A 24236-nucleotide genomic window follows, 5' to 3' on the forward strand; every position below is an offset into this window, starting at 1 on the left:
GGCGGAGCCGCGAGGCTTCCCCCTATCCCGATTTCCGCGCCTGCCAAACTTTGTGTACCAATGGCGCCAGGACAACTCGTTCAAAGAGCGCTCCGTTCAAAATCGCTCGACAAGGGAGAAAACAATGCGTGAAGCCGTCATCGTTTCCTATGCGCGCACGGGCCTCGCAAAATCCGGCCGCGGCGGGTTCAACATCACGCCGCCGATGTCGCTCGCGGCCCACGCCATCCAGCATGCGGTGAAGCGCGCCGGCGTCGACAAGGATTATGTCGAGGACTGCTATCTCGGCAATTGCGCCCATGGCGCGCCCAACATCGGCCGCCAGGCCGCGCTGCTCGCCGGCCTGCCGAAGACCACCGCCGGCGTCTCGGTGAACCGGTTCTGCTCCTCGGGACTGCAGACGATCGCGATGGCCGCCAACTCGATCCGCTCGGACGGCGCCGACTGCATCGTCGCCGGCGGGGTCGAGAGCATCTCGATGCCGGGCGGCGGCACCCCGAAGGAATCGATCGATCCTGAATTGCTCAAGGTCGCGCCCGATATCTTCATGGCGATGATCGACACCGCCGACATCGTCGCCGAGCGCTACAAGCTCAGCCGCGAATATCAGGACGAGTTCTCGCTGGAATCGCAGCGCCGCATGGCGGCGTCGCAGCAGGCGGGCAAGTACAAGGACGAGATCGTCCCGATGAAGACCAAGATGAAGGTCGTCGACAAGGCGACCAAGGCGGAGAGCATCGTCGACTATGTCGTCGATCGCGACGAGTGCAACCGGCCCGAGACCACGATGGAAGGCCTCGCCAAGCTCGAGCCGGTGAAGGGTCCCGGCAAGTTCGTCACCGCCGGCAATGCCAGCCAGCTCTCGGACGGCGCCGCCGCCGTGGTGCTGATGGAAGCCAAGGACGCCGAGAAGCGCGGCCTGAAGCCGCTCGGCCGCTTCGTCGCCTGGGCGACCGCGGGCTGCGAGCCCGACGAAATGGGCATCGGCCCGGTGTTCGCAATTCCGAAGCTGCTCAAGCGCACCGGCCTGAAGGTCGACGACATCGACCTGTGGGAGCTCAACGAAGCCTTCGCCAGCCAGTGCCTGTACTGCCGCGACCAGCTCGGCATCGATCCCGCCAAATACAACGTCAACGGCGGCTCGATCGCGATCGGCCATCCCTTCGGCATGACCGGCGCCCGCCTCACGGGCCACCTGCTGCAGGAAGGCGCGCGCCGCAAGGCCAAGTGGGGCGTGGTGACGATGTGCATCGGCGGCGGCCAGGGCGGCGCCGGCCTGTTCGAGATCTACAGCTGATCCGGACCGCCACCGTCGTTTGAAGACAGGACAGCACGGCGCCACGAGCGCCGTGTTTTTTTGTCCGCGCCTGTGTATCTCACCGTGCATAACATGCCAGTAGAAACCTGGCGTGGGGAGTCCGTTACCTCTCGTATGACGGGTATCGTGCACAAGTACGTATTCATACGTGCCGGTAAATTAACGGTAGTTTCCTCGCCCTGACGTTTCATACTCGCATCAGCCACAACCGATTTTTGAAGCCAAGATGCGATTTCTCTCCCTTCGGCTCACCCACAAGATCACCGCGATCGGCGTCATTGGCGTCATCGGTGTCGTCCTGATCGGCGGCATCCATCTCTACGGCGAGAACGCGATGGCGTTCTATCGCGACGCCGCCGAGAAGGCGCGCACCATCTTCGAGCTGAACAACAGGATCGCCGTCGAGCTGCTCGAGGGACGCCGCGCCGAGAAGGACTTCCTCTTGCGCAACGAACCGGCCAAGGCGCAGCGCCAGGCCGAGATCAGCCAGCAGGTCTCGCTCGATATCGAGAAGCTTCGCGCCAGGATTTCAGGGCTCGGCAAGCCCGAGCTGGTCGCGAGGATCGACGCGATGACCGCATCGCTGAAGACCTATCAGACCCGTTTCGCCGCGGTGGTCGAGCAGAGACAGCGGCTCGGGCTCGATGAAAAGTCCGGTCTCGAAGGCCGCTTGCGGGCCTCGGTCCACGACATCGAGACCAAGGTCGGCGAGCTCCGGAATCCGTCGCTCAAGGTGACCATGCTGATGATGCGAAGGCACGAGAAGGACTTCATGCTGCGTCGCGACGCCAGATACGGCGACGACATGAAGAAGCGCGCGGCCGAGTTTGTGACGGGCCTCGACGAGCCCTCCATTCCCGGCGATGCGAAGGCCGAGTTGCGCCAGAAGCTCGCCGATTACCAGCGTGACTTCTTCGCCTGGACGGAGACCGCGCTGGCTCTGGGAATCGAACTCAAGGCGATGTCGGAGGCCTTCTCCGCGGTCGAGCCCGTCATCGAGCAGGTGTCGCAAGCGGTCGACCAGATCCGCGCCGAAGCCGACCGGCTGAACGATGCCCAGCGCGACAGCATCCAATGGTGGATCGGCGTTGCGATCGCGCTGATCGCATCCGGCGTGCTCGGCCTCGGCATCTTCATCGGCCGCTCGGTTTCCAAGCCGCTGTCAGCCATGCGCGCGGCGATGATCGAGCTCGCCAACGGCAATTTCGCCATCGTGCTGCCCGGGCTCGGCCGTCCCGACGAGATCGGCGAGATCGCGCAGGCCGTCGAGACGTTCAAGGTCAATGCCGAGCGGAAGGCGCAGGAAGAGGCGGAAGAGAAGATCAGGCAGGACAAGCTTGCCGCCGAGCGCCGCCGCGCCGACATGATCAGGATGGCCGACGATTTCGAAGGCGCGATCGGCGAGATCGTCGAGACCGTGTCGTCTGCCGCCAACGAGCTCGAGGCGTCGGCGACCTCGCTGACCACCACCGCCAGCCGCTCGACCGAGCTTGCCACGCTGGTCGAGGCGGCCTCCGAAGAGGCCGCGACCAACGTGCAGTCGGTGGCCTCCGCGGCGGAGGAGCTGACCGCCTCCGTCCACGAGATCAGCCGCCAGGTGCAGGCCTCCGCGCGCATGGCCGGCGAAGCCGTCAGCCAGGCCGGGCAGACCAACGACCGCGTCAGCGAATTGTCGAAGGCGGCTGCGCGCATCGGCGACGTGGTCGAGCTCATCAGCGCCATCGCGGGTCAGACCAATTTGCTGGCGCTGAACGCCACCATCGAGGCCGCGCGTGCCGGCGAAGCCGGGCGCGGCTTTGCGGTGGTCGCCTCGGAAGTGAAGGCGCTGGCCGAGCAGACCGCGAAGGCCACCGGCGACATTGGTCAGCAGATTTCCAGCATCCAGGTTGCGACGGAGGATTCGGTCGGCGCCATCAAGACCATCGGCGGCACCATCGAGCGGCTGTCCGAGATCTCCTCCACCATCGCTGCCGCCGTGGAAGAGCAGGGCGCCGCGACCGGCGAGATCTCGCGCAACGTCCAGAACGCGGCCGCCGGCACCACGCAGGTGAGCGCCAACATCAGCAGCGTGCGCCAGGGCGCGACCGAGACGGGCTCGGCCTCCTCGCAGGTGCTGTCCGCGGCGCAGTCGCTGTCGAACGACAGCAGCCGGCTGAAGATCGAGGTGAGCAGGTTCTTGGACACCGTGCGCGCGGCGTGATGTCTGAGTTCTAGCGCGTCGATGCTTCCACATCGTCGTGGCCGGGACAAGCCCGGGCATGACACCTGTGGCGGCGCCTACGCCCCCGCCACCACCGGTGCGAACACCACTTCGATCAGCGTGCCGGAATTCCCCGCGCTCTTGATGTTGAAGCGGGCGCGGTTGGCCTCGACCAGGGCCTTGGTCAGCGACAGGCTTAGCGCCGAATTGTCTGCGGCGTCCCCGGGCGGCGGGGTGCGGAACGGCTCCATCGCGGCGGCGACTTCGCGCTCGGACAGGCCATGGCCGGTATCGCGGATGCGCAAGCAAATCTCGCCGCGGTCGGACAGCGCGGTGGAGACGATGACCTGGCCGCCGGCGCTGGCGAGCCGGATCGAGTTCGAGATCAGATTCATGGTGATCTGCCGCATCGCGCGCGCGTCCGCCGTGACCTGCGGCAGCGCATGCGCGAGCGAGGTGCGGATGATGATGCGCTCGCGATTGGCCTGCGGCTGCATCACGGTCACGCAGGCTTCGACGAGGTCGTTGAGGCTGAGGTTGGCGAAGTTGAGATCGAGCTTGCCGGTCTCGATCCGCGACAGCTCCAGGAGGTCGTCGATGATCGCGATGACGCGCTCGCCGGAGGCGCGGATGTCCTTCATGTACTCGCCGTAGCGCTCGTTGCCGAGCGTGCCGAAGCGTTCGGAGATCATCACCTCGGCAAAGCCGATGATGGCGTTAAGCGGCGTGCGGATCTCGTGGCTGATCCGCGCCAGCATGTCGGCCTTGGCGTTGGCCGCGCTGTGGACGAGGTGGCGCGCCTGTGTCAGCTCGCTCTCGCCCTTCTTGCTCTGCGAGAGATCGCGGAACACGGCGAAGAAGTTCGGGCCGTCCGGCCGCGTGCGGCCCATGATCATCGCGAGCGGAATGACGCCGCCCTTCTTCTCGCGTCCGAGCACCTCGCGGCCGTGGTCGAGCAGGCTCGAAATGTCCTGGCTCTTGAGGCTTTCGAGATAGTCGGTGACGATCTGGCGGCTCTCCGGCGCGAACAGCGTCGCCAGATTCTGCTCGAGCAGGTCGGCGCCGTCATAGCCGAACAGCGCTTCGGCGCTGCGGTTGCAGGCGTGGATGTTGCCTTCGGCATCGAACATGACGATGCCCTCGGCGGTGGTGTCGAGGATCGCGGCGAGATCCTCGGCATCGGCATCGCCGGCCGCGGAGTCCAGCTCGGGCGCGTAGGGGAAGGATTCGGCGACAACAGATTCAGTGACGATCGTCTGTGCGATCACGGGCGCCGCGACGCTGGGCGCCGCCTGCGGCAGCGCGCAGATGAGCGCATGTGCGCTCTCGCCGTCCCAATCGATCGTGTGCAGATGCGCCTCGGTGGTCGCAAGCGGTGCTTCGCCGTTCGCGAGCGTCGCGCTGATCGTGACAGGCGTGCCGGCTTGCGAGGTGCTGCTGGCCGAGGACACGCCGGGCTCGACATAGAGCGCATCGAGCCCGCCGGCATTCTCCAGCGCGTTGATGCCGGCATAGCCCATGCGCGCGAGGAAGGCGGGGTTGGCGTAGAGCAGGCGGTCGAGCCGGTAGATCAGGATCCCCGTCGGCAACAGGTCGAGCAGGGTGCGGTCGCGCGCGCTGGCGCCGCGCGCCGGCGGCGCGGGCTCGGTCAGCCATTCGGCCGGCGCGTGGGGCGGTTCGGGCTCCGGCGCCGGCGGCTCTATGGTGGTCTCCGCCACAGGCTCGGAAGCTTCTGCCGCGATCGTCTCGCGCTCGCGTTCGAGGCGCTCGGACAATTGCCGGGCGAGCTCATTGAACGCGCTGTTCTCGACCGGCGTCAGCGTCGGCGATCTCTGATCACTGAGTGATCTGACGTCGCCGTGCGGGCGGAACGGCACGACATTCGGAGGGGTTTCGACTGGCGTTTCCACTGAAATGTCCGGATCGGTTGGATGTGAATTCGCGTCGCTGGTGGGCTCTAGCAGTTCAGGTTCGGGTGTTGGCTCGGGCTCGGCTGCGGGCGGCTCGATCGGCGGAGGCGGCGCCTCCGCGAGCGGCTCGGCCTCGGGCGCGACCAGTTCGGCAGACGGGCCGTGCTGCGCCGGCGGTTCGGTCACCGTCTCGAAGCGCCTGAGTGCTTCCAGGCGGTTGAGGCCGTCGAGATCGCGGCAGACGCCAAAGCCCTTGAAGCCGGCAAAGTTGCGCGACTGGTCGTAGACCGGCAGGCCCGCGAGCTCGACCGGCAGATGCTCGCCGCCGTCAGCCGGCCAGTTCACTGTGATCCCGGCCCAGGTGTCGTGGCTTGCAAGCGCCTCTGCGACGCGGCCATCAGGATCGAGCGAGAATTGCTCGGCGATCTCGCGCCAAAGGCGGCCGAAGCCGGCGGCGGTGCGCGCGCCGATCAGGCGGATGAATTCGTCGGAGAGAAGCACAAAGCGGCCCTCTGCATCCATCTGCCAGAGGAAGCGCAGCGGATGCTGACGCGGTGCGGGCGGCTCTTGGCCCGACGAATCCCGGCCAGACGATTCCTGGTCCGACGGCGGCTCAACCATGGCTGATGTGATCGGCGCAGCCTGCGGCGACACAATGGCTTGATGCGGGTTTTCAACCGGAGTCTTTGGCGCGATGTCGGCGCTCCGGTCCGGCGTTTCGCGAACTGGCTCTCGAACAGGCTCTTCGGTCTCGATCGGCTCGGCGAACGCATCGAACAACGAGATCCCGGCCGATCCGTCCTGCGACGGTGGCGGCTCGCACGGCATGGCCGCGGCCTGCTGCACAGATTCAGCCGGCGTCTCGTTTGCGGTTTCCGCCGTGCTCTCGGGCACGGCCGCCGCGGGCGCAGCTTGCCTGGCCGGCTCGATCAGCGCGATCAGGCCGACATCGGCCCCTAGGCCGACCCGTTGCAGCACCATCTGGCCGATGCCGATCGGCGTTTCGACGCGGCCCTCGCGCAGCGCATCGTTGCGCGCCTGTTCGAGGCCGGCCTCGCCGAGATCGCGGAAGCCGAGCAGAGAGCGGGCGGCCTCGCTGGCGCCGACGAACAGGCCGTCGGGCGCGAACGCCGCCATCGGCATTTTCACGCCTTCGACCAGGCGATGCAGCCGCTCGACCAGCGGCATGGCGCGCAAGGTCGGGTCCATCGCGGTGACGAGCACCGCGTGTCCGCCATCGGCAAAGTCGAGCCGGGCGCAGGCGCAGGTCATCAGCGTGCCGAACCGGGCGCCGAAGCCGCGCAGACGTTCGAGCCGCACAGCGCCATTCGCGGGCAGCTGCCGGGCAAGCCGGGCAACCTGGCGGCGATGGGGGTCGGCCGGGCCGAACATTTTGTCCGCAAGCGCCGCGCCGTTCGCCGCGCCGAACAGCTTTGCGCCGACCGGATTGGCCCACAGCACGCGCGTCCCGTCGATCGACCACAGCCATGTCGCTAGCTGCGAGGTCGCATGCACGGCCAGCCGGGGATCGCCCACACCTCGCAACTGGAAATCCGAACTCGTCATCCGACCGGCTGTGTCTCACGCTTGAAGCTGGCGGCTGCCGGGAATGACAGCCTTAAGAAAGGGTTAGTATCGCCCGCGCCCGCGGGCAGGTCCACGGCCCCGGTCCCCGGCGGCGGCCCTAAGCCGCGATAACCTTAATCAGCCCGAACCCGCAAGCCGCCGCCCGGTTCATCCAAGGGATTCGGGGCGAGGCGCTCTCCGCCGTCATTCCGGGGCGCGCTCAGCGCGAACCCGGAATCCATCGGGCCGCAGAGACGGTGGCGGAATGGATTCCGGGCTCGCGACTTCGTCGCGCCCCGGAATGACAGCGGGCTAGCCCGACCCACCCCACCTCAACCCCCGGTTCCCTCATACCGGAACCTCATCCTAACCTAGATTAAATTTCGCAGCGCACCCTGTTGGCGCATTGCGCTGCACAATGTTGACACGATAGGCAGCCATAATGCTGGGCGCTGGGCGAGCCATCTCTTTGTTTCGCGTTTCCAGTCTTTCGTACCCGCTCAATGTGTGACGGCCCAGACCGGGGGCCGGCGGGCGCGCCAGAAGGCTCACTCCATTTTTTTCAATTAGCGTGAGGGACAACCATGACAGGTGCGACTGATCCGTTTTCTGCCTCGATCATTCCGTTCGAGGTCCCCGAGCAGATGCGTGCGTTCGCCGAAAAGGGCGTGTCGCAGGCCCGCGAAAACTACGCCAAGTTCAAGGACGTGGCCGAGAGCCACAACGGCACCGTCGAGGCCGTGTTCACCTCGGCCAGCAAGGGCGCGAGCGAATACACCGCCAAGCTGGTGGAGTTCATGAAGGCCAACACCAGCGCCCAGCTGGACTTCGCACAGCAGCTGTTCGGCCTGAAGTCGCCGGCGGAAGCGCTGGAGCTGTGGACCGGCCACACCCGCACCCAGCTCGAGACCCTCCAGTCCCAGGCCAAGGAGCTGGTCGAGCTCACCCAGCGCGTCGCCGCCGAGACCGCCGAGCCGATCAAGGCCAGCGCCTCGAAGTTCTACAAGCCCGCCGCCTGATCTGGCCGGCCGGTTTGAATTGAGAAACTCGGGCCGAAAGGCCCGGGTTTTTCTTTGGAAATAACGTCGCTTAGGGGACGATTTGGGGGTCTTGCGGCCTTGCCAAAAACGCCCGTTGCACCTAGTTTCCGCCCCGTCCAGCCCCCTCGGTGACCGGCCCTTTTCAGGGCGTCCCAAGGCGCGGCTCGCCAGGATGCAGTTGTAGCTCAGTTGGTTAGAGCGCCTGTCTGTGGAACAGGAGGTCGGTGGTTCGAGCCCACCCAACTGTACCAGCGATTTGGATGATCGAAATTCAGATTCATCGCGACCACTTTCGGGCGCATCGTCCGCATTGGTCTTGCCGGTGCGAAGGCCTTTCCAAGCATTTTACGAGAGACTGCAAATCGTTGCGACGCGGTCCATTGGGCAACGACGTCCGGTGTGCGCGTAAGCGCGAGCCATTCTTGCCCTGTCAAAAATTTTTACAGAAGTTCTTGCCACTACATGATGACCATGTCAGCCTTGTGACTACCACATGGTGAGTCGTCATGGTCAACGCGGTTATCCCACTGGGACGCAAGTGCCGAGAGATTCGCAGCCGCTACGGCGTGAAGCTGCATGACCAAGCCCGGAATACCAGATGGTCGCCGTCATACATTTCGCTGATTGAGCGGGGGCAACGGCCAATTCCCGATGGCTTTGTTGAGGCCTTTGCAAGCTGGCTTGGTCTGTCATCGCAGGAGGCGGCCGAGCTTCAAGAGGCTGCTCATCAGAGTGCCGGCCGTCAGACTGCAAGGACGAAAAGCTTCCGCCTGCAGCTTGCCGGCGAAATCGCAGCGTCAGTCTATTCCATGCCAGTTGCGCAATTGGAAAGCTTGCGGACATTGATCGCACAGCCTTCCAAGCCGTCATACACGGAGGACGAGATTTGCGAGCGAGCTGCTTTGTTTCGTGCGGCCTTCAATCCTCACGGAAAGGTCGAGATCGATATCGTCGAGATAGTTGAGACCTTTCTCGCACTCGTCGATCCCGAGTCCTCGCTCGTCGTGGAACCCGATACGAGTTTCCGTGGACAAATGGAAACGTACTCCGATCAGCGGAACGCAAAGTCGAGGACTATCGTCACTTCTGAACGAATGTATTCGACAGCAAATCGGGGTAATACCAGCAGTCGATATGCCTTGTTGCACGAATTCGCACACTGGGTACTTCATCGCGACGAGACACATGCGTTTTTTCGGCTTGCTAAAGCAGGGCGAGCGCTTGGACGGCATACAGCGCGAGAGTATGAAGCGGATCGTTTTGCTCGCGAGTTCGTTTTTCCGGCAAATGTCGTCCTGCAATTTGCGAAGTCGGATGATCTCGCACGAGCATCGTTGATGCCGGCCAATGTTGCAGCCAAGCGGTTCAGAGAGATATCGAGCGGTTCAAGCGAAAAGACCATCGGTAGTAGCGGAGTGGCGAGCGGTGCCACCCAATCGGTTGGTGCAGCTAACAGCCCGAAGATCGTTCCCGGCTTGATTGAGCCCAAAAAGGACGTGGTGCCGTCCGCGAGGGTATTGGTGTTCCCAAGTTTGGCAAATCAGCCGCCGAAACCCAAGTTTCTCAAAAATCGTAGACCGACGCACAATGGTGATGATCTTTTCACACTTGCCATCAAACGGGATGCGGCCGAAGCGGAGCGTCAGGCGCGGGAGTTGGAAGCAAGACAGAAACAGAGCGCGGTCGACATAGAAAGGCGACGCGAAACATCCCCTCTGTCGGTATTGCGATCAACGGCCTTTTTTCGCGAACACGGTTGGCGGTGTTAGTCCCTTACTAGGGGCACGACCACGACGCTGGTCTTGTTTCGCGTGGGAGTTACCGCGACAGTCCAGCATTGTCACCTTGATTGGGACGCCAGAAATCCCATCGCAGAACACAGATTTTTATCCTTCCAACTACTTCTCCTCGATCGGGTGAAGGTTGGTGGAACGAACAAAAGCGGCATTGGCACGAATTCGCCGATGCGGTTCGATCACAAGTCCCCGTGGGCCTTTCGCCTTTCACGACTGCGAACAAATAGTTGGAATTATGGTGACAGTCGCTTGTGGTTCTAGATCCGTTCAACGGCGCCCATCGCAGTTGCTACTTCCCGGAGACGGCCTAAAAGCTCTTCAGCCGTCGTTTCTTTGAATGTCTCAACGCCGTTCCATTCCAACGGCTGATATAGAAATCCAAGTTTCGGTTGCTCGAGATACGCTGCAACGACTGGTGCACCTCTCCAAAAATTCGCTAGGATTTGGTAGGTATAGTGGTTTATTCCAGTTTGCTGTTCGGCTTGCTGTTCCTCGCACATAGCTTCGTCGAATTTCATGTCCTGGAGCAACGTCGCTCCTAGTACATGTTGGTAAGTATGCCCGAACGGCGACGCGAGAACCGTAATCATAAAGCCGCCTACACGACGACTCAAGAAAAGGGCCGGCTGCATCGCAATTTGGTTGATTGCATGAGTGAACCGGAGCTCTTCAGGTGTAATGAATGGGATGGTGATGCCGTGCGCGAGAGTTGTCGGGGTATCAGCCTCAATGTTCTCAATTGCGGTAACAATGTCGGGCTGACCTATCCATAGACGGTCGTCGTTCTCTGTGATCAAGCCGTCTTTCCAAATCTTGAACATGCCGACTCTGCTGCGGTGGGAGGCGACGAGAAACTCTGTTCGAAATTCTTCGCCCCTGGTTGCGCTCTCATTGCTGGCGTTTCTCAAGGGCCTGATCACGTCTTCGATGCGACGGCCGTCACGCGCAATTTCGGCCGCTTCCTGGATGGCGGGCAACGCATGTCCCACCGTCCCTGCATAAGCGACCGAGACATCTTCGCATAGGACAATAGCCTTCGCTCTCCCAGGAATCAGGTTGCGCTTTGCTGCAGCTTCATCGTGGATCATTGTGTCCGTAGCGATAAGCATGCGGTCACCAAAACGACGCGCCAATCCAACGGTCATCTTCAATCCTCTTTTCAGTTGCAAAAAATGATAGAGTATAAAGGCAACACTGCTCAAAGCCAATTTATGCCCCGTCACCGTAGCTCCTCGGTTCGCAATGCGCCATCGGTAGCGAACCAAAGGCGTTCAAGGACCAGCAAACCAGGCAAAAACCATCGTGACCTTCTTCGAGCGTCTCAAGACAGAAGCATCCGTTGAGTGGCGGGCTTACACCGAGCATCCCTTCACGAACGGATTGGCGGACGGCTCGCTCTCTGAAGCTGCGTTTCGTCACTACCTCGTTCAGGATTACCTGTTCCTCATCGAGTTTGCGCGCGCCTACGCGCTCGCGGTCTACAAGTCGCCGCGGCTTGCCGACATGCGTGAAGCGGCGGCCGGCCTGTCGGCCATCCTCGATGTCGAGATGAACCTGCATGTGAAGCTCTGTGCCGAATGGGGCCTATCCCCGGCCGATCTTGAACAGGCCCCTCCGGCGGCCGAGATGCTGGCCTATACACGCTACGTGCTCGACGCTGGAATGCGCGGCGATCTGCTGGCACTCAAGGTGGCGCTTGCCCCCTGCGTGATCGGGTACGCCGAGATCGCAACGCGGCTCGCCTCGCGACCCCATGCGGACGCTGCGACGAACGCCTATCGCGTCTGGATCGCGGAGTACGCCGGCGTGCCGTACCAGGAGGTCGCTGCCAAAGCCCGTGCGCACCTCGACCATCTCGCCGATCTCTACGCCACGCCGGCCCGCGAGGCCGAGCTGACTGCGATCTTCAAGGAAGCCACCCGGCTCGAGGCAGACTTCTGGGAGATGGCCTGGCGCGAGGGCCAGCGTGTTGCCGAGTTACGGTGACAGTGCGCGAAACTCCTACGGAGCTGCATCCCGCCTCACGCAATCATCGCCTTGATCTGCGCCGTGTCCGCAAACTCGATCAGCTCGGCGATCTTGCCATCCTGAAATCTGAACAGGTCCAGGATCTCGGTGCTGAAAGTCTTTCCGCTCGGATTGTATCGAACGAGAACCCGGGAATGGACTGCAACGCGATCCCCGTCGACCAGCTCAGCCAGGATCTCGCGGCTTTCGAAGCCGAAGGTGGCAGTGAACTGAGTGAAAGCCCCGCGCAGGGTCGGGTGCCCCTCCATGCGTCCCGTCAGTTCGAGCGCACCCTTGTCGCCCATCAAGGTGAAGTGGCCGTCGGGATGAAAAGCCGCCACCAGGCCTTCGACGTCGCCGTCGCCGCGCGCGGCGTAGGCGGTCCTGATCAATGCGAGCATGTCTTCGCGCTGTGCCATGTCACCCTCCCTGCAACACGTATCAGGGCAGCCTAGCGACCTTCGCGTGTAAAGGCAAAATCTTCGAGACGATGCTGCGCGTGCTCAGCGCGCCACCACCCACACCACCACCGGCAGCGTCGCCGCCGCCAGCAGCGTGCCCAGCGCCACCGCCCCCGACACCGGGTTCACCAGCCGCTGATACTGCACCGCGAAGATGTACGCATTCGCGCCGGTCGGCATTGCCGCGAACAGCACGACGACACCGGCGGCCAGCGGCGGCAGGTCGAGCAGCTTTGCCAGCACGAACGCGGCCGCCGGCATCGCCGCCAGCTTGAGCGCGCACATCACCAAGATGCTCAGCTTCTCGCCCTTCACCTCGAAGCGGAACAGGTTGATGCCGAGGGCGATCAGCGCCGTCGGCGAGCCCGCCTGCGCGAGCAGCTCGATGGTGCGGTCGACGACCGGGGTGAGGCCGAGGCTGGTAAAACGCCAGACCACGCCAAAGCCGATCGCCAGCATCAGCGGGTTGCGGGCGAGGTCCGTGAGCACCGGCCAGATCACCGACAGGGCCGAGCCGGTCCGCTTGCGGTTGACCAGCTCCATCTGCAGGATGCCGCAGAGCCAGAGCAGCGGCGTGTTCACCGACAGGATCAGTGCCATCGGTCCGGCGGCCTCATTACCCAGCGCCGAGAGCGTCAGGGGAATGCCGAGCATCACGATGTTGCCGTAGACCGAGCCGATCGCGAACACGACGCCGTCCTCGCGATCTTCCCGCCGCGCGCGGAGCAGCGCGGAGATCGCGAGCGCCGCGATCCAGGTGAGCGCGAGCGCGCCGTAATAGGCGCCCCACATCCTGTAGGGGCTGACATCGGGGAATTCCGACACGACGATGGTGCGGAACAGCAGCGCTGGGATCGCGATGCTGAAGGCGAATTCGCTGATGCCCTTGTGCGCGGCCTCGGAGACGAAGCGAAACAGCACCGCGGCATAGCCGGCCGCGATCAGCGCGAACACCGGCGCGACGATCAAGAGCGTAGCCATGCGCCGCTACGACCCCAGCTCGATGATCCCGCGCGCGATCCGCCCATTGGCATAGTCGATCATCTTGCCTTCCAGCGTCACCGCCCCTGATGACGGGAGCAGTGCTTGATGACGGTGATAGTCCACAAAAACTCCCGCACCGCACGTTAGCCGCAAGGCTGACCAAAGACAATTTGTGCACCGCCCCCGTAACCGATCTCTCACGTGGAAATCCGGTAGAAGTCCCGGGAAAGCGGCCGGACGGCAATTGCTTGAAGGCAATCTCGTGTAACCTGAATGCATTCTCTGATCGATTTGGATCCCATGCCCCTTGCCGCCGACCGTCTCCTCGCTGCCGTCGAAGCGATCTACGATACAGCAGCGAGCCCATCACTCTGGCCATCCGCTCTTGGCAAGATCGCAGGCTGCTTCGATGACGCCGGCGCGATCCTGCAATGGCGAAGGGACGACGGGGCCTTCGGAGCCATCGCCTCCGAGAGTCTCGCGCCGGCGCTCACCGACTATGGGACGCGTTGGGCGCAGCACGATTTCAAGGCCGAACGTTGCATCTCGGCCGGCCTTTACGTCAGCGGCGAGCCCTTTACCGATCGACACATCGGCCCGATCGACGACGCCTACCTCAACCATCCGTTCAGCAGGGAATTCCTTGCAAGGCACGGTTTGGGCTGGTTCGGATCGATCGGGGTGTCACCCGACCCCCGGATCATCGTGGCTCTCAGCGTGCAGCGAGCCTTCGCCAGGCCGCAGTTCTCCGACGCCGAGCTGGACCTGATAGCGACGCTCGGGCGCCATGCCGAGAAATCGTTGCGGCTGTCGATCAGGCTGCTTGATACCGAACTGGCCAATCTGGGCCTCGGCGACGCCCTCGCGCGGATCGGCATCGGCGTGTTCGCGCTGGACTCGTCGGCGCGTGTGCTGTTCGCCAATCCGGTGGGGGAGAGCCTTCTCGGCGAGGTGTTCGACCTCGTGAACGATCGTCTGCGTGTTCGCATGGTGGCGAGCCGGGCGCCGTTCGAGGCCGCCATGACGCAAACGCTTCGCGCCGAGGCGCGCGATCTGCTGGCCGAGCCGAGACCCATTCTCGTCGAGTCGAGCGCAACAGGCAGGCGTTTCGTCATCTACCTGCTCCCGATCACCGCCGGCGCAATTTCAGACGGCCATTTTCTGACCCGCACGCGAGCAATCGTGCTCGCGATCGAGCAGAAATCTGCCGAGCCTCCGGATCCCGCCATCGTGCGGGACATCCTGGGCTTGACGCTCGGGGAGGCCAGGATCGCCTCGCTGGTGGGCTCGGGCGTTCCGCCGAAACAAGCTGCGGGCCGGCTCGGGATTGCCGAAGACACGGCGCGCAATGTGCTGAAGCGCGTATTTCAGAAGCTCGGCATATCCAGGCAAAGCGAGCTCGCGGCGCTGCTCGGCCGGCTCGTGTTGCGAGGGCCTTGAATCACCGGCCTTTGAAGGATCAGCGTCGGGAGCGGCTCGTAAGCGCCGCTACGACCCCAGGGCGATGATCCGGCGCGCCATCCGCACATTGGCGTAGTCGATCATCTTGCCGTCGAGAGTCACCGCGCCCTGGCCTTGCGCCTCCGCCTGCTCCATCGCTTCGACGATCCGCCGCGCCTGGGCCAGCTCCTGCTCCGACGGCATGAACGCGCGCAGCGTCGGTTCGATCTGGTCGGGGTGGATGACCTGCTTGCCGTCAAAACCCATCGCCGCGGCCTTTTGCGCAGCGCTTTCGGTGAGCCTGGCATCGCGGAACGCGCCGCAGGGGCCGTCGATGGCGTGAAGGCCGCACGCGCGGGCGGCGACCAGAAGGCGCATCATCGGGTAGGCAAACAGGTCGAGCGGGGCAGAGGCATAGCCGCTTTGCGCCGATCCGACATGGCGGTAGCCATCCGGCGACACGCCGATGTCGGAGGAGCGGGCGCCGATCGAAGCCGCGAAATCGCCGACGCCGAGATGCAGCGCGGCGACGCTGTCGTGGCACGCGGCGAGCGCATCGACATTGACGAGGCCGAGCGCCGTCTCGATCAGCAATTCCAGCGCGACCGGCGAAGCGCGATCCGGCGCGGCGGCGCGCAGCTGATCGGCGATCGCAACGATGTCGCCGGCGCGCTCCGCCTTCGGCACGATCACCGCATCCAGCCGGGGAAGCGCCGCCAACGCGCGGATTTCCTGCGCGATGAAGCGGCTGTCGACGGCGTTGACCCGCACCGTGACGCGCTTGGTGCCCCAGTCGAGCGAGGAGAGGGAGCGGACGGCTTCCTCCAGCGCAAAGCTCTTCTCCCATGGCGGCACCGCGTCCTCGAGATCCATGAAGACCGCGTCCGCAGCCGAGGCCGCTGCCTTGGCGACAAGACGGGAGCGATGCGCGGGGACGGCGAGGTAGGCCCGTGTTGGCCGTTGTGCCATCGTCAAATGTCCTTCGCCAGACCAAGCTCGCTGAGGATGGCTTGATTGTGCTGTCCCACATCCGGCACCGGATCCATCCGCGGCTCGACGCCTGGAATGGTGAGCGCGGGCAGGAAGCTCATCACCGGCCCGCATGGCGAGCCGACGCTTTGCACGCGGCTGCGTGTGTGGAGCTGCTCATGCGCGAGGAAAGCCTCGACCGAATTCAGATGCGCGTTGGCGATCGCGGCCTCATCCAGCAGGCGCAGCACCTCCTCGCTGGTCATGGCGGCAAAGCGCTGCTCGATATGCGCCTGCAGATCGTCGCGGTTCTGCATGCGCAGCGGATTGGTGCGGAAGCGCAGGTCGTCGGCGAAGCCGGCGTCGCCGAGCACGATGCGGCACAGCGATCGCCATTCCCGGTCGTTCTGGATGCCGAAGAAGATGGTGTTGCCGTCGCCCACCCGGAACGGGCCGTAGGGCGCGATCGTCGCATGCTTCGCGCCGGTTCGCGGCAACGGCCGGCCGGTGCTCTGGGTGTAGAAGGCGGGATAGCTCATCCAGTCCGTGATGGAGTCGAACAACGAGGCCTGGAAGGCGGTGCCCTTGCCGGTCCGCTCGCGGCGATACAGCGCCATCAGCACGCCGTTGAGGATGTACATGCCGGTGGCGATGTCGACCACCGACAGCCCGACCTTGGCCGGCTCCGCCTCGGTGCCGTTGATGGCGAGAACCCCGGCCTCGCACTGGACCAGCAGATCATAGGCCTTCTTGTCGCTGTAGGGGCCGCCAGTGCCATAGCCCGAGACGTCGCAGGCGATGATGCGCGGATGTTTGCGCAAGAGCGATTCTGCATCGAGGCCGAGCCGCTCGGCAGCGCCGGGCGCGAGATTCTGGATGAACACGTCGGCCTGCGGCAGCAAGGCGTCGAGCACCTTGCGGCCGTCCTCGTTCTTGATGTCGATGGCGAGGCTTTCCTTGGAGCGGTTGGTCCAGACGAACTGGCTCGACATGCCGTTCATCACGTGGTCGTAGTCCCGGCAGAAATCCCCAGTGCCCGGCCGCTCGATCTTGATCACCCGCGCGCCCCAGTCCGCCAGGTGCCGGCTGGCCAGTGGCGCTGCGATCGCCTGCTCGAGCGAGACCACCGTGACGCCGGACAGCGGCAGATCCGCTTCATTCCCCGTCATGCGATCGTTCTCCTCATGTGCGCTTTTCGACCAGCGCAGGAGACCAGCCGACCACCCACGCGCATCTTCTTGATGCTGACATGATGCCCCTGTTTTGCCCGACAAGTCAAACGTGGTTTCGTTAAATCCTAAGGCGTGAAAATGCGTAACGATTGCCGCGACTTGGCTACTGTGCATGGGGTTGTTTTCGCGTTTTTTGTTTGAGGGGTCTGTGGCTCCCTGTCATTCCCCGCGTCCCCATGTGGTCGTGGAGAGCTCCGCGTCTCAAACGCTTTCCGGATGACCGCGGGTCGCCCGGCGACAGCGAGGCGGAAGTCTGACCGCTCTGTTGCCAAGACCGCACAGGTCCGACCTTTCGCATCCCCCCTCGGTTGCCAACGAACCGTCGTTCACCCACTATTCCCTCCGACTCGACATGTTGGGGGGATCGATGCCGGCGTTTCGCTTCAAGACATCCTTGGCTGCTGCAACCCTCGGGATGGCCCTGGCCGTGCTCATCCAGCCCGGTGCGGGCTTCGCCTATACCCCGGAGGAGCAGCAGGCCTGCACGCCGGATGCGATGCGGCTGTGCGGCGAGTTCGTTCCGAACGTCGATGCCATCACCGCCTGCATGATCAAGAAGAAGGCGCAGCTCTCGCCGCAATGCCGGGTGTTCTTCCGGCCCGGACCCGAGCCGGGCGAGGCCCGCGCCGGCAAGCCGACCAACATCGCGCCCAAAACCGCGAAGAAGAGCACCAAGCCGGCGGCGAAGAAGAAAAAGACCAGCGACAGCTGAGCGCGGGACAGCCGCGTTCCTTGTCTGAAACCTTCGTCATGCCCGGCATCAGCTCCGCGCCAGCGAGCGGACTCCTTTTGTTCGCGCAGGCCGCGCTGATGCCTGCGGCAATTACGAACCCGCGATGGAAAAGAGCCGGATAAGGGTTTGCGCGGGAGGGTTGCATTCCGCCTGGTCCCGCTCGGCTGCTCAAAGAACGCACAGATGCTCGCGCGGGCGGCGTTTCGCTGCAGTTGGTCTCTCGTCCTGCGACGCAGTGTGACTCAAAAGCCAACACGCCTTGTTATTTCGTGGCCGTAACGCAACCCCCGATAAATTTTTCTTTCACGAATCAGCGCGGTGATTCATTTTCGCGGCCTGGGGTCAATCTGGAGGCCGAAGGTATGAACGTTATTGTTTTTGCATCGCGTAAAGGCGGCTCGGGCAAGAGTACCCTAGCCGCGCATCTCGCCGCGCAGATCAAGGCGAGCAAGCAGGTCATGCTCGTGGACGCGGACCCGCAGGGCTCGCTCACGCTGTGGCACAAGCTGCGTGGCACCAACGAACCGCCGATCAAGGCGGCCGTGAACTCCGTCAGCGGCATCGTCTCCGCTGCCAGGCGCGACGGTTATGAATGGGTGTTGATCGACACGCCGCCGAACCTCTCGGCCGTGGTCGACGACGCGATCAAAAATGCGACGATGGTGGTCATTCCGGCGCGTCCCGGCGTGTTCGACGTCAACGCGGTGCAGGAAACCATCCAGATGTGCCGCGCCGCGCGCAAGCCCTATGCGGTCGTGCTCAACGGTGCACCGGCCAAGCGCGACGAAGCCGAAAGCCCGATCGTCACCATCGCCCGCGAAGCGCTGGCCAAATTCCGGGCTCCGGTGTGGGGCGGCCAGATCACCAACCGTTCGGACCTGCTGATGGCGCTGAGCCACGGCGAGGGCGCGCGGGAATATCAGGCCGAGAGCCGTGCGGCTCAGGAAATCGCAAGGCTGTGGGCGGCGATCGAGCGTTCAGTCAAGGCCATTCGCGGCACGGCGTCGGCGTCCGGCGCAATGCACAAGCAGGCTGCTTAATTCTTTAAATCATTCCCCGGACGAAAAACGCGCGGGAACGTCCGCGCGTTTTGCGTTTTCGGAAACTGCTTGAAGCGGCTACGCCACCATCAGCATGTAGAACACGATGACCGGCGACATGGTCAGGATCACCGACCAGATGCCGGCGGCCCAGAGAATGTCCTCGGTGGTAAAGCTCTGCTCGGTGGACAGCTTCTCCTGTCCGGCGCCGAAATACGACGCCATCTCATTATGACTATTCATAAACGCCCCCGCGATTTCTTCGCTTATGGGCGTGAACGATACGCGGGATGTTTTAAGATTCCGGCTTGCAAACCGCTGCGCATTTTGAGCGCATTTGTGACGGCCGCTTAACCATCCGCGCGACGTGCCGCCTTCAGGCGAGCCAGATCCGATACAGCAGCACCGGCATCAGGCCGAGCATCACTGCCCAGAACCCGAACGACGAAACGACGAGAATTCCCTGCAAAAGATCGGCCGGCGCGTATTGGCTCGCGGCCGTAGGCCGGGTGCGATGTCCCATGGTCATTCCCCCTCTGGAAGTTCCTGGAGAGCAACGATAGGGACGGATGGGTAAACGAGCGGTGGATGCGCCATGCGGCGGGCGCGAAGGCCGTTGGGGTGATGTTAACCACGGGCGGCGCTCTTACCCTCCCCTGGAGGGGCCCTCCAGGGGAGGGTAAACGATACTACGCCGCGACCTTCGTCCGTCGCTCGATCTCGCGATCGATCGCGGCGGCGAGCTCGCTGCTCACTTCCACCATCGGCAGGCGTACTTCGGGGCTGTCGATCAGGCCGCACCGCCACAGCCAATACTTTGCCGGCGCCGGGCTCGGCTCGGTGAACAGCAGCTGCGTCAGATCGGCGACCTCGTGCCAGCGCGCCAGAGCCGCGTCGTGGTTGCCGCGCTTCGCTTCCGCATACACCGCCGCAAAGGTCGCGGTCTCGACATGGGCGGACAGCACGATGCCGCCGTCGGCGCCGTCGACGAGCGCCTCGAAATAGTTGGCGTCCTCGCCGGTGAGCACACGAAAATCCTTCGGACGGTCGCGCAGCAGCGCGATCGATTGCTCGCGGCTCGCGCCGCAATCCTTCAAGCCTACGATGTTCGGATGCTCGGCGAGCCGCAGCATGGTCTGGTTGGTGATGTTCACCGAGGTGCGATAGGGAATGTTGTAGAGCGCAATCGGCCAGGCGGCGTGATCGGCGAGCGTCTCGAAATGCGCCAAGAGGCCGCGCTGCGAGGGGCGCACATAGTAAGGGCTTGCGATCAGATAACCGTCGATCGGCCAGTCCGCGGTCTCGTCGAGACGGTCCTTCAGCCGCGCGGTGTCCGCGCCTGACAGTCCGAGGCAGATCGGCAAGGTGCGCCGGCCCGCCGCCATCTCGTCGCGCACGATGGCGACGAGACGTTCGAGTTCGGCCTCGCGCAACGTCATGCCTTCACCGGAGGTCGCCCCCAGGATGAAGCCGTCGATGCCTTGCGCGCTGTAATGTCGCGTCAGCCGCCGCAGCGATCGCTCGTCGAGCGCGCCGCCCTGAAACGGCGTCACCAGCGGCAGCCACAGCCCGTGCAAATGATCTTCAAGTCCGGTCATGTTTCCATCTCCTTCTCGGGAAACCTGAGACGGAGGGCACATGAAAAAACCCCGTCCAGGCGGCGGGGTTTTCGGGATTGCAGCGATGACGAAGCCGGTCTAGCGCGCGCAAAACTCCGAGGTCCCCAAATGGGGGCCTTTTTTCGAGGCGATCGCCTTCGACGAGATTGCGCACGACTTCGTGATCATCTGCAAATGATGCGGGGTATGCCTGGAACTGTCAATACACGCGGAAGGCGAAAGCCGATTTGACCGAAAAAAAGCCGGGCTCGAATGAGCCCGGCTTAAGGTATTGGCCACGTGAGGCCGACACAATCACCTTCCAAGAGGGATTACTGAACTCCCGCGCCACTGGAGGAGGGGGACAAATGCGCAACGCGAAGGCTCAGCGTGCAAGCAGTATGAGCTTGACGAGCGCCATGCAGCAACAGCCGAGGCCGCATGTCAGTCATGCGGAAATCAGGAAGGCCAGCGCTGCGCCTTGCTCACCACGAAGTCGCGGAACACCTGCACGCGCGCGACCGTCTTCAACTCCTCGGGATAGACAAAGTACGTATCGAGCTGGATCGAATCCGACTCGCCGAACAGCTGCACGAGTTTGCTCTGTTCCTCGACGAGGTAGTCGGGCAGCGCCGCGATGCCGAGGCCCTGCTGACAGGCGCGCACCAGGCCGAGGATGTTGTTGACCCTGAAATAGGCTTCGCGCGGACCCGAGCCGTTGCGGCCCGCTTCGACCAGCCAGTTGCGGTTCTGCAAATGCGGCGCGAAGTTGCCGTCCGAGAGCGTGATGATGCGGTGGGAGTCGAGCTCCTCCAGCGTGCGCGGCGTGCCGAAGCGCTTGATGTATTCCGGCGAGCAGTAGGCGTGGAATCCCATCGCGAACAGCTTGCGCTGGATGAGATCCGGCTGCGTGGGCTTGCGGGTGCGGATCGCGACGTCGGCCTCGCGCATCGACAGGTCGAGCTCCTCGTCGGTGACGATCAGCGAGATCCGGATTTCCGGATAGAGCGCGGTGAACTCGCCGAGCCGCGGGATCAGCCAGTTGATGCCGACGCCGGGGGTGGTGGTGATCTTGAGGTCGCCGCTCGGCCGCTCGCGGCTGTCGGTCAGCTTGGCGCGCGCCGCCTGGAGCTGCATGAACACGTCATGCGCGGTGCGGAACAGCAAATCGCCCTGCTCTGTGAGGATCAGGCCGCGGGCATGGCGGTGGAACAGCGAGACCGAAAGCTCCTGCTCCAGCGCCGAGACCTGGCGCGACACCGCCGATTGCGACAGGCCGAGCTGCTCGCCCGCATGCGTGAAGCTGCCAGCTTCCGCCGCTGCGTGAAACACCTTCAGCTTGTCCCAGTCCATATCTGTAAATCCGTCGCGTGTTCGGGGCATGATCTTTATTCCGCTGCCGCGCGCTCGCTGGCGCGCAGGGCCAAGAAACGTTCGGCTTCGAGAGCTGCCATGCAGCCGAGGCCGGCGGCCGTGACGGCCTGGCGATAGGTTTCGTCGGCGACGTCGCCGGCGGCGAACAAGCCGGGCACCGATGTCGCGGTCGAGTTCGGGGCGACCTCGACATAGCCCGACGGTTTGAGCTTGATCTGGTCTTTCACGAGCTCGGTCGCCGGCGCGTGGCCGATGGCGATGAAGACACCGTCGGTCTTCACGTCCGTCAGCGCGCCGGACTTGACGTTCTTCAGGCGCACATGGGTGACCTTGTTCGGGTTCTCGGTGCCGCAGATCTCGTCGACGGCGCTGTCCCAGATCACCTTGATCTTGGGGTGCTTGAACAGACGTTCCTGCAGGATGCGCTCGGCGCGGAAGTGGTCGCGGCGATGCACGATGGTGACCTGCGAGGCATGGTTGGTGAGGTACAGAGCTTCCTCGACCGCGGTATTGCCGCCGCCGACCACCACGACCTCCTTGTTGCGGTAGAAGAAGCCGTCGCAGGTGGCGCATGCCGACACGCCGCCGCCCTGGAACTTTACTTCGGACGGCAACCCGAGCCAGCGCGCTTGCGCGCCGGTGGCGAGGATCACGGCGTCGGCGAGATAGACGTCGCCGGAGTCGCAGGTGAGGCGGAACGGCCGCTGCGAGCTGTCGAGCTTGATCACAAGGTCGGAGACGATCTTGGTGCCGACATGGACCGCCTGCTTCTCCATCTGCTCCATCAGCCAGGGGCCCTGGATCACGTCGGCGAAGCCCGGATAGTTCTCGACGTCGGTGGTGATGATGAGCTGGCCACCCGGCTGGATGCCCTGAATCAGGATCGGCTCGAGCATCGCGCGCGCGGCGTAGATCGCCGCCGTGTAGCCGGCGGGGCCGGAGCCGATAATGACGACCTTTGCATGGACAGGGGCGGACATATTGACGGACGCCTTTCACGGGGGATTCACAGCGCGGGAGCGGAACGTGCCGGGAGGCCTCGCGGAGGCGCTGAAATATCAGAGCTAATCTAAGCCTTCTGGTGAGCTATGCAAGAATTGCATTGCCTATCGGCGGATTTTTCCAACAAGGAACAAAAGTCGATTGCGGTGCACGCGCAATAAAATTGCGCTAGCCGCGCGGACTGGGCTATGAGGATTGCGGCAAACCCACCAATACAGCCGCAAAGGCCAGGAGTTCCAATCAAGTGTCGCGGAACCTAGACGACATCGACCTGAAAATTCTCTCCGAGATTCAGGCTGACGGTCGAATCACGAATGTCGAGCTGGCCAAGCGGGTCGGCATCTCGCCGCCGCCCTGCCTGCGCCGCGTCCGGGCGCTGGAGGAGGAGGGCTATATCCACGGCTATCGCGGCCTGCTGGACGCCCGCAAGCTCGGCTTCGACGTCACCGTATTTGCCGCCGTGCACCTGTCCAGCCAGGCCGAGGCGGACTTACGCGCCTTCGAGGAGTTCGTCCGCGCCGAGCCCCTGGTGCGGGAGTGCTGGATGCTGTCGGGCGAGGTCGATTTCATCCTCAAATGCGTCGCCCCCGACATGGCGACCTTCCAGGATTTCGTCACGCATCTGACCGCCGCGCCCCACGTGCGCAATGTGCGGACATCGCTGGTGCTGCATAATTCGAAATACGAGGCGGCGGTGCCGCTGGACGTGAAGGGGAGGCGGTAGCCGCTCCAAGGTCCTGCCAGTCCCGTCATCCTGATTGAGGTGCGGGCTGCGCTCGCAACGACCAGCGGTGAGAGAGCGTGCTCCACCCACACAAGCAACACGCCGAAACAAAAAGGCCGCGCGATGCGCGGCCTTTTGAAACGTCTCAGCGCGGGCGGCAAATTCTTACCGCCATTCCACCTTGGTAATTTCATACGCCTTGGCGCCGCCGGGTGCGTTGACCTCGACGGTCGAACCCTTCTTCTTGCCGATCAGCGCGCGGGCGAGCGGCGAGGTGATGGAGATGCGGCCCTTCTTGGCGTCGGCCTCGACCTCGCCGACGATCTGCCACACCGTCTTCTTCTCGGTGTCCTCGTCGACCAAGGTCACGGTGGCGCCGAACTTGATGGTATCGCCGGACAGTTTCGAGATGTCGATGATGTCGGCGCGCGCGAGCTTGTCCTCGAGCTCGGCGATGCGGCCTTCATTGTGGGACTGCTCTTCCTTCGCGGCATGATATTCCGCGTTCTCCGACAGGTCTCCGTGCGAGCGCGCCTCCGCGATGTGCTCGATGATGCGCGGACGGTCCTCGGACTGGCGCTTCTTCAATTCTTCCCCGAGCGCGGCAAAGCCGCCCGCTGTCATCGGAACCTTTTCCATCTCTTCTCTCGTCCTTCGGCTCCGCGTCCCCACAACAGCGGGCGCGGCAACCTTGATTCGTCGGTATTCCCGGCCCTGAACACGCGGCCACCGGAACGTTATGTGGGCTGGCGCCGGAACAGAACAACCACCATGGCCGGACAGTTCCTCCGGCCATTGTGGCTTCATTGCCAATCACTTAACGGATGGCTTAACCCTTAAGG

The 24236-nt window shown here is 63.7% G+C and carries 21 protein-coding genes and 1 tRNA gene; 10 read left to right on the top strand and 12 right to left on the bottom strand.

The genetic code is table 11. The features are described 5' to 3' along the window. Positions 1–124: 124 nt before the first annotated feature. Positions 125–1297, top strand: coding sequence for a thiolase family protein (locus IC66_RS0114780; RefSeq protein ID WP_028140513.1), 1173 nt, complete (start codon positions 125–127; stop codon positions 1295–1297). Between the two features lie 247 nt (positions 1298–1544). Continuing rightward, entirely contained in the window at positions 1545–3518 is a 1974-nt protein-coding gene (locus IC66_RS0114785) for a methyl-accepting chemotaxis protein (RefSeq protein ID WP_038948126.1), read from the top strand. Positions 3519–3595: 77 nt separating this feature from the next. On the opposite strand, the gene IC66_RS0114790 is transcribed toward IC66_RS0114785, so the two are convergent. Next, positions 3596–6994: a PAS domain-containing sensor histidine kinase gene (locus tag IC66_RS0114790; protein ID WP_038948127.1), complete on the bottom strand. Its 3399-nt coding sequence runs from the start codon at positions 6992–6994 to the stop codon at positions 3596–3598. Positions 6995–7578: 584 nt separating this feature from the next. On the opposite strand from IC66_RS0114790, the gene IC66_RS0114795 reads away from it, so the two are divergent. The 3 genes from IC66_RS0114795 to IC66_RS43390 all read left to right on the top strand — a co-directional run bounded on the left by IC66_RS0114795 (position 7579) and on the right by IC66_RS43390 (position 9803). Continuing rightward, the gene (locus IC66_RS0114795; protein WP_028140510.1) at positions 7579–8013 is read left to right on the top strand and encodes a phasin; all 435 of its coding nucleotides are present in this window, start codon (positions 7579–7581) and stop codon (positions 8011–8013) included. 195 nt (positions 8014–8208) lie between these two features. Next, positions 8209–8285 (top strand) — tRNA-His (locus tag IC66_RS0114800). 255 nt (positions 8286–8540) lie between these two features. Beyond that, on the top strand, positions 8541–9803 hold the full coding sequence (locus IC66_RS43390; RefSeq protein WP_083859293.1) for a helix-turn-helix domain-containing protein: 1263 nt from the start codon (positions 8541–8543) through the stop codon (positions 9801–9803). 284 nt (positions 9804–10087) lie between these two features. On the opposite strand, the gene IC66_RS0114815 is transcribed toward IC66_RS43390, so the two are convergent. Next, a complete protein-coding gene (locus tag IC66_RS0114815) occupies positions 10088–11053 on the bottom strand; it encodes a hypothetical protein (protein WP_157158056.1) in 966 nt (321 codons plus the stop codon). Between the two features lie 79 nt (positions 11054–11132). On the opposite strand from IC66_RS0114815, the gene tenA reads away from it, so the two are divergent. Then, entirely contained in the window at positions 11133–11816 is a 684-nt protein-coding gene (gene tenA / locus IC66_RS0114820) for a thiaminase II (protein WP_038948129.1), read from the top strand. A gap of 35 nt (positions 11817–11851) precedes the next feature. On the opposite strand, the gene IC66_RS0114825 is transcribed toward tenA, so the two are convergent. Both IC66_RS0114825 and IC66_RS0114830 read right to left on the bottom strand, forming a co-directional pair. Then, positions 11852–12256 (bottom strand): nuclear transport factor 2 family protein, encoded by a 405-nt coding sequence (locus IC66_RS0114825; protein WP_028140507.1) that lies wholly within the window; start codon positions 12254–12256, stop codon positions 11852–11854. Between the two features lie 84 nt (positions 12257–12340). After that, positions 12341–13279, bottom strand: a complete 939-nt coding sequence (locus IC66_RS0114830; protein ID WP_038948130.1) for an AEC family transporter — start codon at positions 13277–13279, stop codon at positions 12341–12343. A 303-nt stretch (positions 13280–13582) separates the two neighbouring features. Here IC66_RS0114830 and IC66_RS0114840 point away from each other — a divergent pair, with 303 nt between their 5' ends. Then, complete coding sequence (locus tag IC66_RS0114840) at positions 13583–14722, top strand: helix-turn-helix transcriptional regulator (protein ID WP_038948131.1); 1140 nt, start codon at positions 13583–13585, stop codon at positions 14720–14722. Positions 14723–14770: 48 nt separating this feature from the next. Here IC66_RS0114840 and IC66_RS0114845 read toward each other — a convergent pair whose 3' ends face one another. Together IC66_RS0114845 and IC66_RS0114850 are read right to left on the bottom strand one after the other, a co-directional pair. Next, on the bottom strand, positions 14771–15691 hold the full coding sequence (locus tag IC66_RS0114845; protein WP_038948132.1) for an HpcH/HpaI aldolase/citrate lyase family protein: 921 nt from the start codon (positions 15689–15691) through the stop codon (positions 14771–14773). 2 nt (positions 15692–15693) lie between these two features. Beyond that, positions 15694–16860, bottom strand: a complete 1167-nt coding sequence (locus IC66_RS0114850) for a CaiB/BaiF CoA transferase family protein (RefSeq protein WP_038948133.1) — start codon at positions 16858–16860, stop codon at positions 15694–15696. A 430-nt stretch (positions 16861–17290) separates the two neighbouring features. On the opposite strand from IC66_RS0114850, the gene IC66_RS0114855 reads away from it, so the two are divergent. Both IC66_RS0114855 and IC66_RS0114860 read left to right on the top strand, forming a co-directional pair. Beyond that, positions 17291–17635: a hypothetical protein gene (locus IC66_RS0114855; protein ID WP_038948135.1), complete on the top strand. Its 345-nt coding sequence runs from the start codon at positions 17291–17293 to the stop codon at positions 17633–17635. Between the two features lie 383 nt (positions 17636–18018). Beyond that, positions 18019–18696: a ParA family protein gene (locus IC66_RS0114860; RefSeq protein ID WP_038948136.1), complete on the top strand. Its 678-nt coding sequence runs from the start codon at positions 18019–18021 to the stop codon at positions 18694–18696. Positions 18697–18774: 78 nt separating this feature from the next. Here the strand turns inward: IC66_RS0114860 and IC66_RS46235 are convergent, their stop codons facing one another. The 5 genes from IC66_RS46235 to trxB all read right to left on the bottom strand — a co-directional run bounded on the left by IC66_RS46235 (position 18775) and on the right by trxB (position 22648). Continuing rightward, positions 18775–18939, bottom strand: coding sequence for a hypothetical protein (locus tag IC66_RS46235; protein ID WP_131233054.1), 165 nt, complete (start codon positions 18937–18939; stop codon positions 18775–18777). A 133-nt stretch (positions 18940–19072) separates the two neighbouring features. Continuing rightward, a complete protein-coding gene (locus tag IC66_RS47705) occupies positions 19073–19219 on the bottom strand; it encodes a hypothetical protein (protein ID WP_165637427.1) in 147 nt (48 codons plus the stop codon). A 166-nt stretch (positions 19220–19385) separates the two neighbouring features. Next, positions 19386–20294 carry a 4-hydroxy-tetrahydrodipicolinate synthase gene (gene dapA, locus IC66_RS0114875; protein ID WP_028140501.1) on the bottom strand — a complete coding sequence of 303 codons (909 nt, stop codon included), beginning with the start codon at positions 20292–20294 and terminating at the stop codon, positions 19386–19388. A gap of 459 nt (positions 20295–20753) precedes the next feature. After that, a complete protein-coding gene (locus IC66_RS0114880) occupies positions 20754–21677 on the bottom strand; it encodes a LysR family transcriptional regulator (protein ID WP_026201990.1) in 924 nt (307 codons plus the stop codon). Positions 21678–21682: 5 nt separating this feature from the next. Continuing rightward, positions 21683–22648 (bottom strand): thioredoxin-disulfide reductase, encoded by a 966-nt coding sequence (gene trxB, locus IC66_RS0114885; protein ID WP_038948137.1) that lies wholly within the window; start codon positions 22646–22648, stop codon positions 21683–21685. Positions 22649–22914: 266 nt separating this feature from the next. Here trxB and IC66_RS0114890 point away from each other — a divergent pair, with 266 nt between their 5' ends. After that, positions 22915–23394 (top strand): Lrp/AsnC family transcriptional regulator, encoded by a 480-nt coding sequence (locus tag IC66_RS0114890; RefSeq protein WP_026201989.1) that lies wholly within the window; start codon positions 22915–22917, stop codon positions 23392–23394. 165 nt (positions 23395–23559) lie between these two features. Here the strand turns inward: IC66_RS0114890 and greA are convergent, their stop codons facing one another. Further along, positions 23560–24033 carry a transcription elongation factor GreA gene (greA, locus tag IC66_RS0114895; RefSeq protein ID WP_007596674.1) on the bottom strand — a complete coding sequence of 158 codons (474 nt, stop codon included), beginning with the start codon at positions 24031–24033 and terminating at the stop codon, positions 23560–23562. Between the last annotated feature and the right edge of the window lie 203 nt (positions 24034–24236).

The sequence above is a fragment of the Bradyrhizobium genomosp. III genome, from assembly GCF_000261705.1.
GTDB classification, from domain to species: Bacteria; Pseudomonadota; Alphaproteobacteria; order Rhizobiales; family Xanthobacteraceae; genus Bradyrhizobium; species Bradyrhizobium ottawaense.

What these genes read in the sequence shown, in the direction of transcription:
- IC66_RS0114780 (WP_028140513.1), top strand. Translation starts at nt 125, where the DNA reads ATGCGTGAAGCCGTCATCGTTTCCTATGCGCGCACGGGCCTCGCAAAA.
- IC66_RS0114785 (WP_038948126.1), top strand. Translation starts at nt 1,545, where the DNA reads ATGCGATTTCTCTCCCTTCGGCTCACCCACAAGATCACCGCGATCGGC.
- IC66_RS0114790 (WP_038948127.1), bottom strand. Translation starts at nt 6,994, where the DNA reads ATGACGAGTTCGGATTTCCAGTTGCGAGGTGTGGGCGATCCCCGGCTG.
- IC66_RS0114795 (WP_028140510.1), top strand. Translation starts at nt 7,579, where the DNA reads ATGACAGGTGCGACTGATCCGTTTTCTGCCTCGATCATTCCGTTCGAG.
- IC66_RS43390 (WP_083859293.1), top strand. Translation starts at nt 8,541, where the DNA reads ATGGTCAACGCGGTTATCCCACTGGGACGCAAGTGCCGAGAGATTCGC.
- IC66_RS0114825 (WP_028140507.1), bottom strand. Translation starts at nt 12,256, where the DNA reads ATGGCACAGCGCGAAGACATGCTCGCATTGATCAGGACCGCCTACGCC.
- IC66_RS0114830 (WP_038948130.1), bottom strand. Translation starts at nt 13,279, where the DNA reads ATGGCTACGCTCTTGATCGTCGCGCCGGTGTTCGCGCTGATCGCGGCC.
- IC66_RS0114840 (WP_038948131.1), top strand. Translation starts at nt 13,583, where the DNA reads ATGCCCCTTGCCGCCGACCGTCTCCTCGCTGCCGTCGAAGCGATCTAC.
- IC66_RS0114845 (WP_038948132.1), bottom strand. Translation starts at nt 15,691, where the DNA reads ATGGCACAACGGCCAACACGGGCCTACCTCGCCGTCCCCGCGCATCGC.
- IC66_RS0114850 (WP_038948133.1), bottom strand. Translation starts at nt 16,860, where the DNA reads ATGACGGGGAATGAAGCGGATCTGCCGCTGTCCGGCGTCACGGTGGTC.
- IC66_RS0114855 (WP_038948135.1), top strand. Translation starts at nt 17,291, where the DNA reads ATGCCGGCGTTTCGCTTCAAGACATCCTTGGCTGCTGCAACCCTCGGG.
- IC66_RS0114860 (WP_038948136.1), top strand. Translation starts at nt 18,019, where the DNA reads ATGAACGTTATTGTTTTTGCATCGCGTAAAGGCGGCTCGGGCAAGAGT.
- IC66_RS46235 (WP_131233054.1), bottom strand. Translation starts at nt 18,939, where the DNA reads ATGAATAGTCATAATGAGATGGCGTCGTATTTCGGCGCCGGACAGGAG.
- IC66_RS47705 (WP_165637427.1), bottom strand. Translation starts at nt 19,219, where the DNA reads ATGGGACATCGCACCCGGCCTACGGCCGCGAGCCAATACGCGCCGGCC.
- dapA (WP_028140501.1), bottom strand. Translation starts at nt 20,294, where the DNA reads ATGACCGGACTTGAAGATCATTTGCACGGGCTGTGGCTGCCGCTGGTG.
- IC66_RS0114880 (WP_026201990.1), bottom strand. Translation starts at nt 21,677, where the DNA reads ATGCCCCGAACACGCGACGGATTTACAGATATGGACTGGGACAAGCTG.
- trxB (WP_038948137.1), bottom strand. Translation starts at nt 22,648, where the DNA reads ATGTCCGCCCCTGTCCATGCAAAGGTCGTCATTATCGGCTCCGGCCCC.
- greA (WP_007596674.1), bottom strand. Translation starts at nt 24,033, where the DNA reads ATGGAAAAGGTTCCGATGACAGCGGGCGGCTTTGCCGCGCTCGGGGAA.